13 protein-coding genes are annotated in these 14,660 nt (G+C 76.8%); 3 read left to right on the top strand and 10 right to left on the bottom strand.

Annotated features, from left to right (window positions below; translation table 11 throughout):
• Positions 1–693 (bottom strand): nucleotide sugar dehydrogenase (locus WA616_RS22995; protein WP_336033519.1); only part of this gene is annotated, 693 nt, incomplete at its 3' end.
• Positions 694–772: 79 nt separating this feature from the next.
• On the bottom strand, positions 773–2,308 hold the full coding sequence (locus tag WA616_RS22990; protein ID WP_336033517.1) for a sugar transferase: 1,536 nt from the start codon (positions 2,306–2,308) through the stop codon (positions 773–775).
• Positions 2,309–2,781: 473 nt separating this feature from the next.
• Between WA616_RS22990 and WA616_RS22985 the strand changes: the two genes are divergently transcribed.
• The 3 genes from WA616_RS22985 to WA616_RS22975 are packed head-to-tail and all read left to right on the top strand — an operon-like array spanning position 2,782 to position 5,867.
• On the top strand, positions 2,782–3,675 hold the full coding sequence (locus WA616_RS22985; RefSeq protein WP_336033515.1) for an alpha/beta hydrolase: 894 nt from the start codon (positions 2,782–2,784) through the stop codon (positions 3,673–3,675).
• On the top strand, positions 3,672–4,415 hold the full coding sequence (locus WA616_RS22980) for a hypothetical protein (protein ID WP_336033514.1): 744 nt from the start codon (positions 3,672–3,674) through the stop codon (positions 4,413–4,415). Before WA616_RS22985 ends, WA616_RS22980 begins: the two co-directional genes overlap by 4 nt.
• 6 nt (positions 4,416–4,421) lie before the next feature.
• Positions 4,422–5,867 (top strand): hypothetical protein, encoded by a 1,446-nt coding sequence (locus WA616_RS22975; protein ID WP_336033512.1) that lies wholly within the window; start codon positions 4,422–4,424, stop codon positions 5,865–5,867.
• Positions 5,868–5,909: 42 nt separating this feature from the next.
• Here the strand turns inward: WA616_RS22975 and WA616_RS22970 are convergent, their stop codons facing one another.
• The 8 genes from WA616_RS22970 to WA616_RS22935 all read right to left on the bottom strand — a co-directional run bounded on the left by WA616_RS22970 (position 5,910) and on the right by WA616_RS22935 (position 14,490).
• Positions 5,910–6,854 (bottom strand): nitroreductase family protein, encoded by a 945-nt coding sequence (locus WA616_RS22970; RefSeq protein WP_336033510.1) that lies wholly within the window; start codon positions 6,852–6,854, stop codon positions 5,910–5,912.
• Positions 6,855–6,900: 46 nt separating this feature from the next.
• The gene (locus WA616_RS22965; RefSeq protein WP_336033509.1) at positions 6,901–7,863 is read right to left on the bottom strand and encodes a glycosyltransferase; all 963 of its coding nucleotides are present in this window, start codon (positions 7,861–7,863) and stop codon (positions 6,901–6,903) included.
• Between the two features lie 25 nt (positions 7,864–7,888).
• Entirely contained in the window at positions 7,889–9,079 is a 1,191-nt protein-coding gene (locus WA616_RS22960; RefSeq protein WP_336033507.1) for an acyltransferase, read from the bottom strand.
• Between the two features lie 117 nt (positions 9,080–9,196).
• On the bottom strand, positions 9,197–9,751 hold the full coding sequence (locus tag WA616_RS22955) for an acyltransferase (RefSeq protein ID WP_336033505.1): 555 nt from the start codon (positions 9,749–9,751) through the stop codon (positions 9,197–9,199).
• Positions 9,751–11,004: a polysaccharide pyruvyl transferase family protein gene (locus WA616_RS22950; protein WP_336033503.1), complete on the bottom strand. Its 1,254-nt coding sequence runs from the start codon at positions 11,002–11,004 to the stop codon at positions 9,751–9,753. The genes WA616_RS22955 and WA616_RS22950 overlap by 1 nt, the downstream gene beginning before the upstream one ends.
• Entirely contained in the window at positions 11,001–12,563 is a 1,563-nt protein-coding gene (locus WA616_RS22945) for a lipopolysaccharide biosynthesis protein (protein WP_336033501.1), read from the bottom strand. The genes WA616_RS22950 and WA616_RS22945 overlap by 4 nt, the downstream gene beginning before the upstream one ends.
• Positions 12,560–13,606, bottom strand: coding sequence for a glycosyltransferase (locus WA616_RS22940; protein ID WP_336033500.1), 1,047 nt, complete (start codon positions 13,604–13,606; stop codon positions 12,560–12,562). Before WA616_RS22940 ends, WA616_RS22945 begins: the two co-directional genes overlap by 4 nt.
• The gene (locus WA616_RS22935) at positions 13,603–14,490 is read right to left on the bottom strand and encodes a hypothetical protein (protein ID WP_336033498.1); all 888 of its coding nucleotides are present in this window, start codon (positions 14,488–14,490) and stop codon (positions 13,603–13,605) included. Before WA616_RS22935 ends, WA616_RS22940 begins: the two co-directional genes overlap by 4 nt.
• Positions 14,491–14,660 lie beyond the last annotated feature (170 nt).

The raw sequence follows: 14,660 nt of genomic DNA, 5'->3' as shown, positions 1-14,660 counted from the left end.
CGCCTCGCACAGCTCGGCCATCGCGTTGATGAACGAGATCTTCGTGGCCAGGAACGAGTTCGCCGCCGTCTTCACCATCTCCGCGGTCGCGTAGTCGGTGGTCACCTTCGGCGTGCCCCGGGCCACGATCGGCGCGTACACCTCGTCCAGCAGCCGCTCCGCGACCACGCCGTCGCCGTCGGCCGGCAGCCCGTACACCAGCCGGTCCGGGTGCAGCGTGTCGCGCACCGCGAAACCCTCCCGGAGGAACTCCGGGTTCCACGCCACGATCGACCCGGGCACCTTGCCCTCGAACAGCTCGGCCAGGCCGGCCGCGGTGCCCACGGGCACCGTCGACTTGCCCACCACCAGCTCGCCGGGCTCGACCACTTGCAGCAGCGACTCCGCCGCGGCCTGCACGTAGCGCAGGTCGGCCGCGTACTCACCGCGCCGCTGCGGGGTCCCGACGCAGACGAAGTGCACCTGCGCCCCGGCCGCCTCGCCCACGTCGGTGGTGAAGCGCAGCCGGCCCGACGCCAGGCCGTGCTCCAGCAGTGCCGGGAAGTCCGGCTCGTGGAAGGGCGCCCGCCCCTCCGACAGCGCGGCCACCTTGCGCTCGTCGACGTCGACCCCGACCACCTCGTGCCCGAGCTCCACCATCGCGGCGGCGTGCACCGCGCCCAGGTACCCGCAGCCGACCACCGAGATCCTCATGCCGCTCTCCTCTCGACGCGGGCGGCGGAGCCGCACCGCGGTGGGACCGGGCCGGCACGTCGCCAGGCCCGGGACGTGCTCAGTACGCGCCGGGCCCGCGCAGGACGGCGCCGAGGGTCTTCCAGAGGATCATCAGGTCGAAGGCGAGCGACCAGTTCTCCACGTAGCGGACGTCCATCCGGACCGAGTCGTCCCACGACAGGTCCGACCGGCCGCTCACCTGCCACAGCCCCGTCAGGCCCGGCTTGACGAGGAACCGGCGGTGCATGTCGACGCCGTAGCGCTCCACCTCGCCGGGCAGCGGGGGACGCGGGCCGACCAGCGACATGCTGCCGCCGAGGACGTTGAACAGCTGGGGCAGCTCGTCGAGCGAGTAGCGGCGCAGCAGCCGGCCGACCGGGGTGACGCGCGGGTCGTCCCGGCGCTTGAACAGCACGCCGTTGCCGTCGCTGGCGCCCTGCAGGACCGCCGTCTGCCGGTCGGCGCCGTCGACCATGCTGCGGAACTTCAGCATCGGGAAGGTCCGACCGTCACGGCCGACCCGCTCCTGCCGGAACAGCACCGGACCGGGGCTCGTCGTGCGCACGGCGACGGCGACGGCGAGCAGCACGGGCGCGGTGAGCAGGACCAGCAGGGCCGCGGCCGTCCGGTCGACGACGACCTTGGTGACCCGGCGGGCGCCGCGCAGCTCCGGGCGCTCGACGTGCATGAGCGGCAGCCCGCAGACCGGCCGGATCCGCACCCGCGGGCCTGCGACCTCGGTGATGGCCGGGGCGAGGAGCAGCTCGGCCCGGGTGCCCTCGAGCTCCCAGCCCAGCCGCCGCAGGCCCGGGCCGTCGATCTCGGGGCTGGGGAGGACGGCGACCGTGTCGATCTCGTAGCGCTCGACCACCGCGGCGACGTCGGCCAGGCCGCCGAGCACCGGCAGCCCGCCGAACGTGCCGTCGCCGGCGTCCGGGCCCCCGGGCAGGCAGCACCCGACGACGCGGTAGCCGTGGTACCCGTCGCGGGTCATCTGCTCGGTCAGCGCGGCCACGCCGCTGCGGTGCCCGACGACCAGGGTCGTGGACTGGTGGGCGCCGTGCTCGCGGCGGCGGTGCAGCCACTGCCGGTGCGCATGGCGGCTGACCAGCGTCAGCGCGGTGGCCAGCGGCAGCGCGACGACGACGAGGCCGCGCGCGAGCTCCAGGGCGAACGCCCAGGAGACGACGCCCACGCCGGCGAGGACCAGCGCCGCGGCGAAGAAGACCCGGCGGAACTCCTCGGGCCCCTCCCACAGGAAGCGCTTCTCGTAGGCCCGCGCGACGTACATGACGACGACCCAGGTGACCGGCAGCGTGAGCGCGAGCCACGCGGAGGCGGGCGCCACGGCGGGGGCGGTGGGGTCGGCGGGCGGGAAGCGCACCAGGTACCCGACGACGGCGGCCACCGACGCGCACGCCGCGTCGAGGACCACCGCCCGGCGGACGTAGGCGCGGCGCCAGGCCCGGCGGGCGGCCGTGCCCTCGCCGCGCAGGCGGGCCTCCTCGCCGGGGCGCCGGCCCGAGGGCAGCCGGCGCCAGGACCCGCGGGAGCGCAACCGCGGGCGCTGCTCCGGGATGTCGATCGACGTCACGAACACTGCTCCCGTTCCACGACCGGCCGGGGCGCGCCGCGACGCGGACGTGCCCGGGGATGCCGGTGGGGGTGCCCGAACTCCGGTGTCCGTGTCGGCGCCAGGAACGTAGCGAGCCGCCGTCCGCGGGCGCGGGACGATCGTGTGAACGCTGGTCGACAGCGATGTAGACCATGACACAGCGTCACCGATCGGGACGCCAGCGTGAGGACACGAGGCACATCCGCGCTGGTGGGACGGGTCTAAGCGCGGCGGCGGGCGAGGTGAGGTCTGCCACAGCTCACCGGCTGTAGCGCAGAGCACAGCCGTCGGGCCGCCACATTTCACGCGGCCGTCATCCACCGGACCCCGTGCTGCACCAGGGTGTGCCGAGCCGGACCGATGCTGCGCCGGCCTGCACACCCGGGGTCGGGGTGCCGCGCAGCTCCCGCCGCGCGGCCCCGGCCGGCGCGAGCGAGCGGACGGAGGCGGGGATGAGGCACACCGGACGGACGTGCGCCGCCGTCGTCGCCGTGCTCGTCGCGTCCCTGGCGGGCTGCTCGGACGCCGGGGCGCCGGCCGGGCGCCTCGAGCCGGCCGCGACCGGGACCACGGTGGAGGAGGGCATCCCCTACTCCACCGGCCCAGCCGGCGACCTGCTGCTCGACGCCTGCCTGCCGGCCGCCCCGGAGGGCCCGGTGCCGGTGGTCGTCGTCGTGCACGGGGGCGGGTTCACCAGCGGCGACCGGGAGACCGGCGGCAGCCGCGGCATCTGCGAGCTGGCGGCGTCGATGGGTGCGGCCGGCTTCTCGATCGACTACCGGCTCGCCCCGGCCGCCACCTGGCCCGCCCCGGTCGACGACGTCGGCGCGGCGGTGCGCTGGCTGCGCGAGCCGGCCCAGGTCGAGCGCTTCGGCCTCGACCCGGCGCGGGTGGCCCTCGTGGGCAGCTCGGCCGGGGCCGTGCTCGCGCAGAGCCTGGCCACCCGGGGCAGCGGCCCACCGGACACCGGTGAGCGGGTCGCCGCCGTCGTCTCCTTGTCGGGCGTCTCGGTGATGACGCCCGAGGCACTCGGGGCGGGGACGCCCAGCACGCAGGCCGTGCAGCTGGTCCTCACCTACCTGGGCTGCACCTCGGTGACCGCCTGCCCGCAGGGGCAGGCCGCCTCCCCGGTCACCGCCGTCGACCCCACCGACCCGCCCATGCTGCTCGTCAACGGCACCGACGAGCTGGTGCCCGACGAGCAGGCCCGGGCGATGGCCGGGGCCCTCGAGGCCGCCGACGTGCCCGTCGACCTGGTGCTGGTCGACGGCTCCGACCACGGCACCGCGCTGCTGGACGCCGACGTCCGCCGGCGGGTGCTCACCTTCCTGGAGGAACACCTGTGACCGCTGCGCCCGACGCCCCCGCGGCCCCCGTCGAGTCGCCCGTCCCGCGGATGCCCGCGGACGGCCTGCCGCCCGGCGCCCCGCTGCCGGTCCCCCCGCCGTACCGGCCGCGGCACGGCGCCACGGACACGCGGGCGACGACGCTGCGCGGCGTCGTGCGGGTCGTCCGGCGCAACCTGCTGGTCCTGCTCGCCTGCCTGGTCGCCGGCGCGGCCGCCGGCTGGGGGGTCGCCGCGGCCACCCCGGTCACCTACGAGACCGAGACCAAGGTGGTGTTCACCGCCCTCGTCGACCCGGCGGCCGCGGTGCCGGTGACCCAGGCCGCCACGCTGGTCGCCGACCAGGTGCCCACCTACGCGGCGCTGGCCACCACGCCGAGCGTGCTCGACCCCGCCATCGCGGCCTCCGGCGCTGACGTCGCCTCGACCGAGCTGGTCGAGGACGTCACCGCCGAGGTGGTGCCGCAGACGACCATCGTGGCGATCACCGTCACCGCCGACTCCGCGCGGGGCGCCGCCGAGCTCGCGAACGCGATCTCGGCCAGCCTCATCGAGCAGGTGCAGGGACAGTCGCCCGACGGCAGCCCGGTGTCGGCGACCGGCTCGGTCGTCCAGGCGCCGGAGATCCCCACCTCGCCGGCGTCGCCGCTCCTGCTGCTCGACCTCGTCGTGGGGCTGGCCGCCGGGCTGCTAGTCGGCTTCCTCGTCGTGGTCACCCGCCAGGCCTGGGCCGCGGGCTGAAGGGCCGTGCTCCTCGAGACCCCGCCCGCTCCGCCGCGCGGCGCACCCCCGCACCGCCGGCGCGGCCTCGGCTGGGCGCTGGGCGGGGCCGCGGCGACGACGGCCGTGGTGGCCACCGGGGTGCTGTCCCCGCTGCTGCCCCTGGCGCTGCTCGCCGCGGTCGCCCTGCTCCTGGTCGCGGCCTTCCGGCCGAAGACGCTCGTGGTCCTCGTGCTGGTGGCCGTGGTGCTGTCCACGCCGATCGAGAACGTGCTGGGCCTCGGCAGCGCCACGGACGAGGCGGGCATCGCGCTCGCCGCGGTCGCGCTGTGCACCCGGCGGCTGGTCACCGAGGGCAGGCTGGTGTGGCTCCCGGGAGCCGGCTGGTTCGCCGGGTACCTCGTCCTCGGGCTGGTGAGCGCCGCGGCCGCGGGCGTCCCGGCCGGCACCGCGGTCCCCGCGGCCTTCATCGCCGTCAAGGGCGTCGTCCTGGCCCTGGCCCTGGCCCAGGTGCGGTGGACCCGCGACGACCTCGTCGTGCTGGTGCGGCTGGGCCTGGTCGCCACGGTGCTGGTGGCGGTGTCCGGCCTGCTCAACGTGCTGGCCCCGTACGCGTGGGCGCAGCTGACCACCGGCCGGCCGCCGATCACCTTCGTCGGGCCGATCCCGGCGGTGAACGGCCTGTTCCAGCACCCGGCCGCCTTCAGCCGCTTCGCGGGCGTGCTGGCCGTGGGCGCGCTGGTGTACGGGCTGGTGGTGCGCCGCTCGACGGCGAACACCGTGGTGGTGCTCCTGACCGGCGGGCTGTCGTTCCTGACGCTGCAGGTGAAGTCGATCGTCGGCCTGCTGGCCACGCTGGCGGTCCTCGGCGTGCGCCACCTGCGCCCGGCCGGCGTCGCCGCCACCGTCTGCCTGGCGCCGCTGGCGCTGCTGTTCGTGGTGCCGCCGCTGGTGGCGCTGGTCGGCGGGGACCTCGCGCTCTACGCCGGGCAGGACTCGGCCCGGTCGCTGCTGCTGGCCGGCGGCGTCACGGTGGCCTGGCGGTACTTCCCCCTCGGCGCCGGGTTCGGCCGCTACGGCAGCGCGACGGCGGCCGAGGAGTACAGCCCGCTCTACCACGCCCTCGGCTTCGCCGACCGCTACGGCCTGGGCCCCGGCCCGGAGTCGGGGCAGTTCCTCAACGACACCCAGTGGCCGGCGATCTGGGGCGAGGCCGGGTGGTTCGGCGCCGCGTGCTTCGCGCTCGGGCTGGCCTGCATGGCGGCGTCCCTGCTGCGCCGCGTGTCGCCGGGTGAGGACCCACTGGTGCGCTGGCTGCGGATCGCCGGGCTGGGCTGGCTGGTGCTGCTGCTCGTCGAGTCGGTCGCGGCGCCGGTCTTCGTCTCCACGCCGTCGTTCCCGTTCGTCTTCGCCGCGGCCGGGGTGGCCGCGTCGTTCCGCAGCGCCGCCCGCGACCGGGCCCGCGCGGCCTGACGCCGTCCCCGCCGCCGGTGCGCACGGCGGGGACGGCGCCGGTCAACGGGCCGTCGTGCCCTGCTGCAGCACGTCGTCGACGCGGCGGCGCGGGGAGCGGGCCACCCGCAGGCCCGCGCGCGGGAGGCCCGCGGCGACCATGGTGACGACGTCGACGTGGTCGGGGATCCCGGTCAGCGCGCGGAGCTCGCGGGTGCGCCGGTGGCCGACCGACCAGTTGAGCATGCAGGTGGCCACGCCGAGGCCGTGCAGGGCCCAGACCAGGCTCATCGCGTACAGCCCGCCGTCGACCCAGCGCTGGTTGCGCTCGGCGGAGCCGGCGAACAGCCGCGTGTCGACGCCGATCACCAGCAGGCACGGGATCGACTCGCGGAACCCGGCGCTGCCGTTCTGGAGGGCCGCCACCCGCTCGACCGCGAGCCGGTCGTGGAAGGCCCACACCGCCCACGCCTGGCGGTTGCACACCGATGGCGAGTGCAGCGCCAGCTCGGCGGCCCGCCGCACGAGCGCCGGGTCGAGCGGGTCGGGGGCGAAGTCGCGCACGCTCGTCCGCGAGCGGAACAGGGCGCCCACCTCGTCCGGGTCGAGCCCGGCGGACGCGGGCGGCCGGCGGGTCGGGCCGTCGTCGGCGAGCTGCGCCTCGGCGTGCCACAGAGCGAGCGCGTCGAGGGCGGAGCGGCCGTGCGCCAGGACGGCCGGGTCGTGCCCGGGGAGCGCCGCGTAGCGCGGCAGGTCGCGCCGGAGCCGGGCCGCGACCGCGGCGCCGAACCCGGCCCGCGGCGTGCGCAGCGACAGTCCCTTCTCGATGCGGTGGTAGTCCTTGGTGATCTGCGCCTCGAGCTGGCGCGTCCCGGCCGGGAGGCCGCTGCGCCGGTCGACCGCCGCGGCGTAGGCGGCGTGCCGGCGTCCGTCCTCCCAGGTCTCGCGGGCGATCGACCACGTGTCCTTGAGCCGTCCCAGCCGCTGCCGGGCAGGCGTGAGCCCCATCCGTTCCCCCTCGGTGCGTCCCCCGTGCCCTCCCCCGCCGCGCGTGTCAGGCGGCGAGGCTGACCTCCGAGGTCACCGCCTGCACGACGGTGTCCCTCCGCAGCTCCTCGAGCTCGACCGGACAGCCGACGCCGGCCTGCCGCAGGAGCGCGACCAGCTGCCGCTGGTGGTCGTCGACGTGCTCGCCCCGGTGCCGCCGCCGGGGGACGACGACCGGCGAGATGCCGTGCTCGAGCAGGCCCAGCACCGTCCCGACGCCGGCATGGGTGACCACGCAGTCGGCGTCGAGGGCGGCCCGCTCGAACTGCTCGGCCGACATCTCGCGGTGCACCGTGCCGGGCAGGTCGCGGGAGACGCGGGTGTCGCCGAGCTGCCAGACGGTGTCCGGGCCGGCCAGGCCGAGGTCGACGATGCGGTCGACCAGCGCCGGGAAGCCGTAGCCGCGGATGGTGCCGAGGGTGACGAACAGCCGCGGCGCCCCGGGGCAGGGTGTGGCGCGGGCGGCACTGCGGTAGGTCGACAGGACACTCGGGTGCAGTCCCCACCGGCCGCGCGCCCAGGACGGGTGCTGGGTGCGGATCTCGCCCAGGCGCAGGCCGGCGATCACCCGGCCGCTCACCGACGGGCCCTCCATCCGGGACACGCTCTCGACGTAGAGCGTCGGGACGCCGGCGCTGCGGGCGGCCGGCAGCGCCGCGAGGGCGAGGGCCGCACCGGTGCTCACGGCCGCCGCGAAGCCCTGACCGGCCAGCCGCGGGCGGATGGCGGCGAACGCGGTGCACACCGAGCGGAGGTCGCGCGGGCGGATGTAGGGGACGTGCAGCACGTCGCGCCCGGCGAGCAGCGACTCGCTCTGCGGCGTGCGGAAGGTGATCCACAGCGAGTCGTCGGAGGCGCCGAGGCCGGGTGCCAGGCGGACCAGCTGGGCCAGGTGTCCCCCGGTGGAGGCGGCCAGGACCAGCCGGCGGGGCGTCTCGGGGCGGAGGGCGGGCAGGACGGATCGTCGCACGGCGGGCTCCTCGGTGCAGGGGACGTCAGGGAGCGGGCAGCGGCCGGGTGGTGTCCCCGCCGCTGCGCAGGGGCGGCCCGCCCGGCGCGCGGGGCGCGGGCGGGACGACCGGAGGGGACGCGGGCGGCTGCGGCAGCGGTGCCGCCGGCGGGGGCAGGAGGGGTGCCTCCCCCGCCGCGGGGGAGGGACGGCGCCGGCCGCCCCGGAGGAACGCCGGGGGCTGCCACAGCCAGCGCACCCGCCCGGTGAGCCGGGCCAGGAGGAACGAGCCGGACAGCGCGACGACGAACAGGGCCACCTGGACGGCGACGTCGACGGCGCGGGGCCAGTCGGGACGCAGCAGCTCGACCAGCGCCACCGCCGGCACGATCACGAACAGGTGGAGCAGGTAGATCTTCAGGCTGTGCACGCCGACGGTGGCCAGCCAGCGCATCGGCCGGCTGCCCGCGGCCCGGCGGCACAGGAACAGCCCGAGCAGCACCGCCGCCAGCTGCCCGGCGAGCACCACCAGCGGCACCCAGCGCAGGCCGAGCACGGTGGCCGCGGTGGCCGCGACGAACACCGCCGCGGCGCCGAGGACGTGCGGCCAGCGGGCGCGGGTGACCAGGTCGCGGATCCGGGGCGCGGCCACCGCGCCGAGGACGAAGAAGAAGAACAGCGCCCCGACCCGGTTCCAGCCGAGGTTGGTCGTGTCCAGCAGGCCGGTGGTGAACGCCGTCGACACCGCCGCGCTGCCGGTCAGCTGGACCCACGCCGGCAGCCGGGCGACCAGCCAGCGGGCGAGGGTGAACAGGAACAGCGCGTAGAGGAACCAGTAGCTGCTGCTCGGCCAGAACAGCACCAGGGGCAGCGCGCGCGGGTCGGTCGCGGGGATCTCGCCGAGCTCGCCGTTGAGGCCGGGGACGACCGCGTAGAACAGCGTCCGGACCACCGACCACAGCAGGTACAGGTAGAGCAGGGACAGCAGGCGCCGGCGCCACAGGTCCCCGAATTGGTACTGGGCCTGCCGCCCGGCGAAGAGGCCGGCGATGAGGAAGAACGCCGGCATCGGGAACAGCTCGAACGCGGCCTTGGCCCGGCCGAGGACGGCGTCGACGCCGGCCGACTGCAGGTAGAGCGTGGCGTGGAAGGCGACGACCATCACCATGGCCAGGCCCTTGGCCGAGTCGGTCCACGCCACCCGGGAGGAGGCCGCCGGTCGCGCTGGTGCGCTCATCGAGGACCTCCGTCACTCGGGTCGGTGGTGCACCGTTCGGGTCCCACCGCGCCGTGTGACGGGAGGGACGCTAGTGACGCCACGGCCCCCGGGCGGGTCGTCCCGGTGAAGCTCTCGTTAAGGACTCGCAGGTACCGGCGCGGCGCTGTGACCTGCGCCTCCGGCCGGCGCCGGGACCTCCTCGAGGCGCCGCACGAGGCGGGCGGGGACCCCGGCGTAGACGCAGTCGGGCTCGGTGTCGGCGGCCACCAGCGCGCCCGCCGCGACGACGCAGCCGGCGCCGACCCGGACGCCGCCGAGCACGGTGACGCCGGCCCCGAGCCACGCGCCGTCGCCGATCGCGATGGGCGCCGCGGTCACCGCCGCGGCACGCTGCCGCGAGGGGCCGAGGTCGTGCGTGCTCGGCAGCAGGCTGACGCCGGGGCCCAGGTGCACCCGCTCCCCCACCGTGACGGCGGCGTTGGCGCCGACGGTCAGCCCGACGTTGACGAAGCAGCCACGCCCGAGGACCAGGTGCGACACCCCGCCGACGAAGCGGATCCACGGCAGGACGCGGGCGCTGCCGTCGGTGCGCACGCCGAGCAGCCGCAGCAGCCGCGTGCGCACCCGTGGCGGCCACACCGGGCTGGCCGCCACGGTGCTGGCCAGGACGCCCCGCGCGCGGCCGGCCACTACGCGGCCCGCCCGGCCGGCACGGGCGCCGCGAGGCCCTCGACGTTGCGGCGCGCGAGGGCGACGACGCCGGGCAGGGCGGCGCGGACGGCCGCCCGGGCCGGCGACCCCGCGGGCAGCACCCGGTCGAGCACCCCGACGACGGCGTCGCCCATGCCGGGGCCCGGCTCCACGCACAGCTCGGGGACGCCGACCAGCCGCATCAGGCCCTCGACCTTGCCCTGGGTGGCGAGGGTGACCGCCGGGACGCCGTGCAGCAGGGACATCACCGCGAGGTGCATCCGGCCGGTCACGGTCACCGTCGCGCGCGCGGTCAGCCCGCGGACCTGCGCCGGGGTGAGCAGGTCGGGCACCACGGGGGCGCCCACCCGCTCGGCGACGGCGGTGCACGCGGCGACGTCGTCGGTGCCGGGGCGCGCGACGTGCGGGACGAGCAGCACGTGCAGCCCGCGCTCGCGCAACGCCTCCACGACGGTGGCGTACTCCGCGGTCTGGTCCAGGCGCCCGCCGATCAGCCCGCTGACGTTGACCAGGGCCACGGGGGCGGTCACGCCGGCGAGGAGCCGGTCGGCGGCGGAGGGGTCGGTGGTGCGGGCGGCGAACACGACGTCGGCGGTCTCCTCGACCGGGCCGATGCCGTCGCGGCGGGCCCGCTCGGCGGAGACGGGGTCGCGCAGCAGCAGGCGCACCCCGGCGGCGCCGGCGTCGGCCAGCGAGCGCCGGGCGGCGGTGCGCGCCCGGTCGCTCCAGCTGAACCCGACCACCCGGGTGTCCACGCCGAGCCGCGACGCCGTGGCGGCCAGGGAGGAGCGCCGGACCGAGGCCGGGAGGGAGTAGCGGCCGTCCATGACGTCGGCGCCGATCACGGACAGGTGCGCGGCGCCCGCCAGCGCGCGGCCCAGGGCGGCGACGTCCTCCCGGTGCGCCGGCCCGGTGCCGTAGACCAGCTCGGGGAGCGCGAGCGGGGTGACGCGTGCGGCCAGCTCCGCCGGCAGCCCGGGGGCGCCGGCGCCGGTGAGGACGAGGGTGGCCGGGCCGTCGGTGTTCTCGAGCAGCGCCTCGGTGAGCGCCTGGTCGCCGATGTTGCCGCTGCCCGGGGCGGCGAGCACGAGGTGGGTGAGGGGCCGGCGCGGTGCCGCGCGGAAGGCCCGGGCGAGCACGGCGGCGTCGACCCGCGACGGCACCGTGGAGGTGACGACGGCGCGGGTGCGCAGCCGGCGGGCGCGGGCGAGGACGGGGACGACGGGGCTCACGGGACGGCCTCCACTCGGGGGACGGGGGTCACGCCGGGCCCGGACGAGGGCTCGGACGAGGGCACGGACGACGGCTCGGGAGCGGGCGCCGGGGCCGGGGTGCGGCGGCCGCGGAGGTGGCGGCGCAGGCCCGCCGCGCGGCGCAGGTCGCGGCGCAGCGCCGGCCAGGCCGCGCCGAGCAGGGCGGCGGCGACCGCGGCGCCGGCCAGCCCGGCGGCCAGCCGCGCCGGGGCGGCACCGGCCGGCAGCGGCAGGGCCGCCGCCCAGGCCCCTCCGGCGGCGACCAGGGACAGCGCGCCGGCCTCGAGGCCGTTGCGTGCCATGGCCGCGGCCGGTCCGGTCCGCCGGATCCACAGCAGCGCCACCGGCCAGGTCAGCGCGGTGCCGATCGCGTAGCCGGCGGCCACGCCCTGCACGCCCCAGGCGGAGCCGGCGAGCACGAGCGCGATGGTGACCGGCTTGACGGTGAGCGCGTAGCGCAGCTGGGAGCGGGTCAGCCCGCGTGCGAGGAACACCCAGCCGACGGCGTAGGTGGCGGCCTGGCAGAAACCGGCGACCAGCAGCAGCCGGAACAGCGGGACGACCTCGCCCCAGGTCGGGCCCAGGACCACGGCGACGGCGGCCGGAGCCTGCGCGAAGAGCACCGCGAAGGAGAGCCCGACCAGCGTCAGGAGCACGAACTGGCCGGTGACCAGGAAGTCGCGGAAGCGGCGATCGTCGTCGCGCAGGCGGGACAGCACCGGCAGCGCCACCCGGGTGGCGGGCGCCTGCACCTGGAGCAGCGGCATGCTGACCAGCGAGAACGCGCGGTTGTAGAGACCCGCGGGCACCGCGCCGAAGCGGGCGCCGATGACCAGGGTGTCGGCGTTGGTGGCCAGGTGGTTGACCACCTGCGTGCCGAGCAGCGGCAGCCCGTAGCCGACGAACGACCGGATCGAGGCCGTGCGGTCCGGCCACCCCGGCACCCAGCGGGCGGTGGCCACCAGCGCCACCTGGGTGACCAGGCCCTGGGTGAGCTGCTGGGCGACCAGCGACCAGTAGCCGGCGCCGAGGGCGGCGAGCGCGATGCCCGCGGCGACACCGGCCACCTGGCCGCCGGTCTCGCAGGCGGTCAGCGTGCCGAAGCGCAGCGCCCGCTGGTGGGAGGCGCGGTACTGGGTGGAGACGCCGTTGAGGACGAACGTCGCCGACAGCGCCAGCGCGAGGCCGGTCAGCCGGTCGTCGCCGAAGACCACCGGCAGCAGCGGGGACAGCCCGCACAGCAGCGCCGCGAGCGAGGCGCCGAGCGCGGTGTTGAGCCAGAACAGGTTGTCGCGCTGGCCGCGGCCGAGCACCGGTGCCTGCACCGCCGCCGACGACAGCCCGAGGTCGCGGAACAGCTCGCCGAAGGTGACGACGACGGCGACGATCGCCACAAGGCCGTAGTCCTCGGGCGAGAGCAGGCGCGCCAGGACGGCGATCCCGGCCAGCTGGACGAGCAGCCGCAGGCCCTGGCCGGTGAGGGTGGCGACGGCGCCGCGGGACGCCGACCGGGCCAGTCCCGCGGAGGTCCCGGTCACCGCCCCCGGCACAGGGCCCGGGCGCGCAGGTAGGCCGCGTGGTGCCGGCGGCCGACCTCCGCCCAGTCCCGCTGGTCGAGCCGCGGGCGCTCCGCGGGCGGGGTCGCGGTCTCGGCCAGCGCGCCGGCGAGCACCTCCGCCGTCAGCTCGCCCTCGTACTGCAGCACCCAGCCGGGGCCGGCCTCCTCGGCGAGGACCGCGTTGGTCGGCGAGGCGGGGACCAGGACCGGCCGGTCGAGGGAGAGCGCGGCCAGCAGCGAGCCGGAGTTGTGCATGCCGCCGCGGTAGGGCAGCACCACGAGCTGCGCGCGGCGGATCTCCCCGACCAGCTCGGCGTCGTCGACGAAGCGCAGCGTGCTGCTCACACGGGGGTCGCGCGCCTGCGCCTCCCGCACCACCTGCGCCTGGCCGGCGTGCGGGTTGCCCACCACACGCAGCCGCAGGTCCGCGCCGGGGGTCGCGGCGAAGGCGCGCAGCAGCGTGTCGACGCCCTTGTAGGGCCGGATGATGCCGAAGTAGAGGACGCGGCCGGGTTCCGCGGCGGGCTGCGGGTGCGCCGCGAAGGGCCGGCGGTAGTGGCCGTGCAGGATCGTCTCCTGGGCTCGGCCGGTGGTCACCGGGCTCGCGGCGTTGAGCCGGACGGTCAGGTCGACGCGGCGGGCGAAGCGGCGCAGCGACCGCTGCTCGGAGGCGTCGCCGGGCTCGTGCGGGCTGAGGTTGTGCGCCGTCCACACCAGCGGCGTGCGGGTCAGCCGCAGCCGCAGGAGCAGCAGGTCGAGCATCCGGCGGCGGACCCCGCGCAGCCACGGACGCCGGCTGTCGCGGATGAGCAGCTCGGGCCAGTGCACGTGCAGGACGTCGTAGCGGCCGAGCAGCGCGGTCCGCCAGCCGAACCAGCGCGGCCGCAGCCCGGGGACGGCGGCGCCGGCCATGTGGTCGGCGTACTTGGTGGTGCCGTCGGGCCGGCGCAGCGAGTGCAGCACGACGAGCTCGGCCGGCACCTCGCCGGCCGGCGTCCCGGTCCGCCGGGCGGTCGCGGTCACAGCCAGCTCTGGAAGGTCGCGACCATGTCGGTGTGCGTCCAGCCGGGGACCACGTGCCCCTCGTCGTGGTACTGCACGCGGACGTCGGCGGCCACGGGCCGGGCGAGGTCGGCCAGGGCCACGCCGTGCTGCGCCGGCGGGACGAGCGGGTCGAGCAGCGAGACGACCGTCTTGACCCGCTTGCGGGCCCAGCTCGACTGCGGCAGCCGCGCGGGGTTGGTGGCCGCGACGAGTGCGGGGTCGTCGCCGTAGGGCGGGCCGATCCGTCCCGGGTCGCGCGCGTAGAGGTCCTCCATGTCGTAGGCGGCGTTGGCGAGGTAGATGCCGCGCTGCGCCGGGACCATCCCGGTGGCGTAGGCGTAGGTCATCAACGGCCCGCCGCCGGAGTTCGCCCGGGCGAAGGAGACGGTCGGCCTGAGCGCGTTGCGGACGTAGGTGGCCCAGGTGGCCTGGTGCGCCAGCGCCGCCTGCGTCGTCCAGAGGCTGCCGCCGTAGTCGGGGCAGATGCACACCGCGCCCTTGTCGACGGCGAGCATGCCGGGATAGGCATAGGCGCCGTCCATGGCCGTGTGGTCGCTGCCGTTGGAGTGGTAGAACCAGATCATCACCAGCTGCGCCGCCTTGGGCGGCGTCGCCCACGGCACGTAGAGCCGCGCCCGGTCGCCGTTGTAGACGACGTCGATGCACTCGTAGTTCTTCTTCCCGACCCGTGACACCCGGGTGTCGGTGCGCGACACCTCGTAGGGCAGCTTCGGGATCGGCGTGTACACCGGTGCCGCGGCGGCGGTGCCCGTGCCGGCGGCCACGGCGGCCAGTCCCGCGGCGGCGCCGAGCAGCACCGAGCGGCGGCTGATCCCGCGGGCAGGGGGGTCCAGAGCGCTCAACGGCGTCCTCTCGGCGGGGACCCGCGGGGAGAGGACGCCATCGGCCTGCACGGGTCGGTCGGCGGGGACGCTAGGCAGCCGCGTCGCCGTCCCGCAAGCACCGGGAGCCACACGGAACACAGTCCTGCCGCGATCGTCACGTGCCGTTCACGTGGCCCTGTGACCTGCGC

The organism is Geodermatophilus sp. FMUSA9-8, from assembly GCF_037034165.1.
In the GTDB taxonomy this organism is placed as follows: Bacteria; Actinomycetota; Actinomycetes; order Mycobacteriales; family Geodermatophilaceae; genus Geodermatophilus; species Geodermatophilus nigrescens.
Note: the sequence above shows the minus strand (reverse complement) of the source record. Positions and strands in the feature narration are given on the sequence as shown.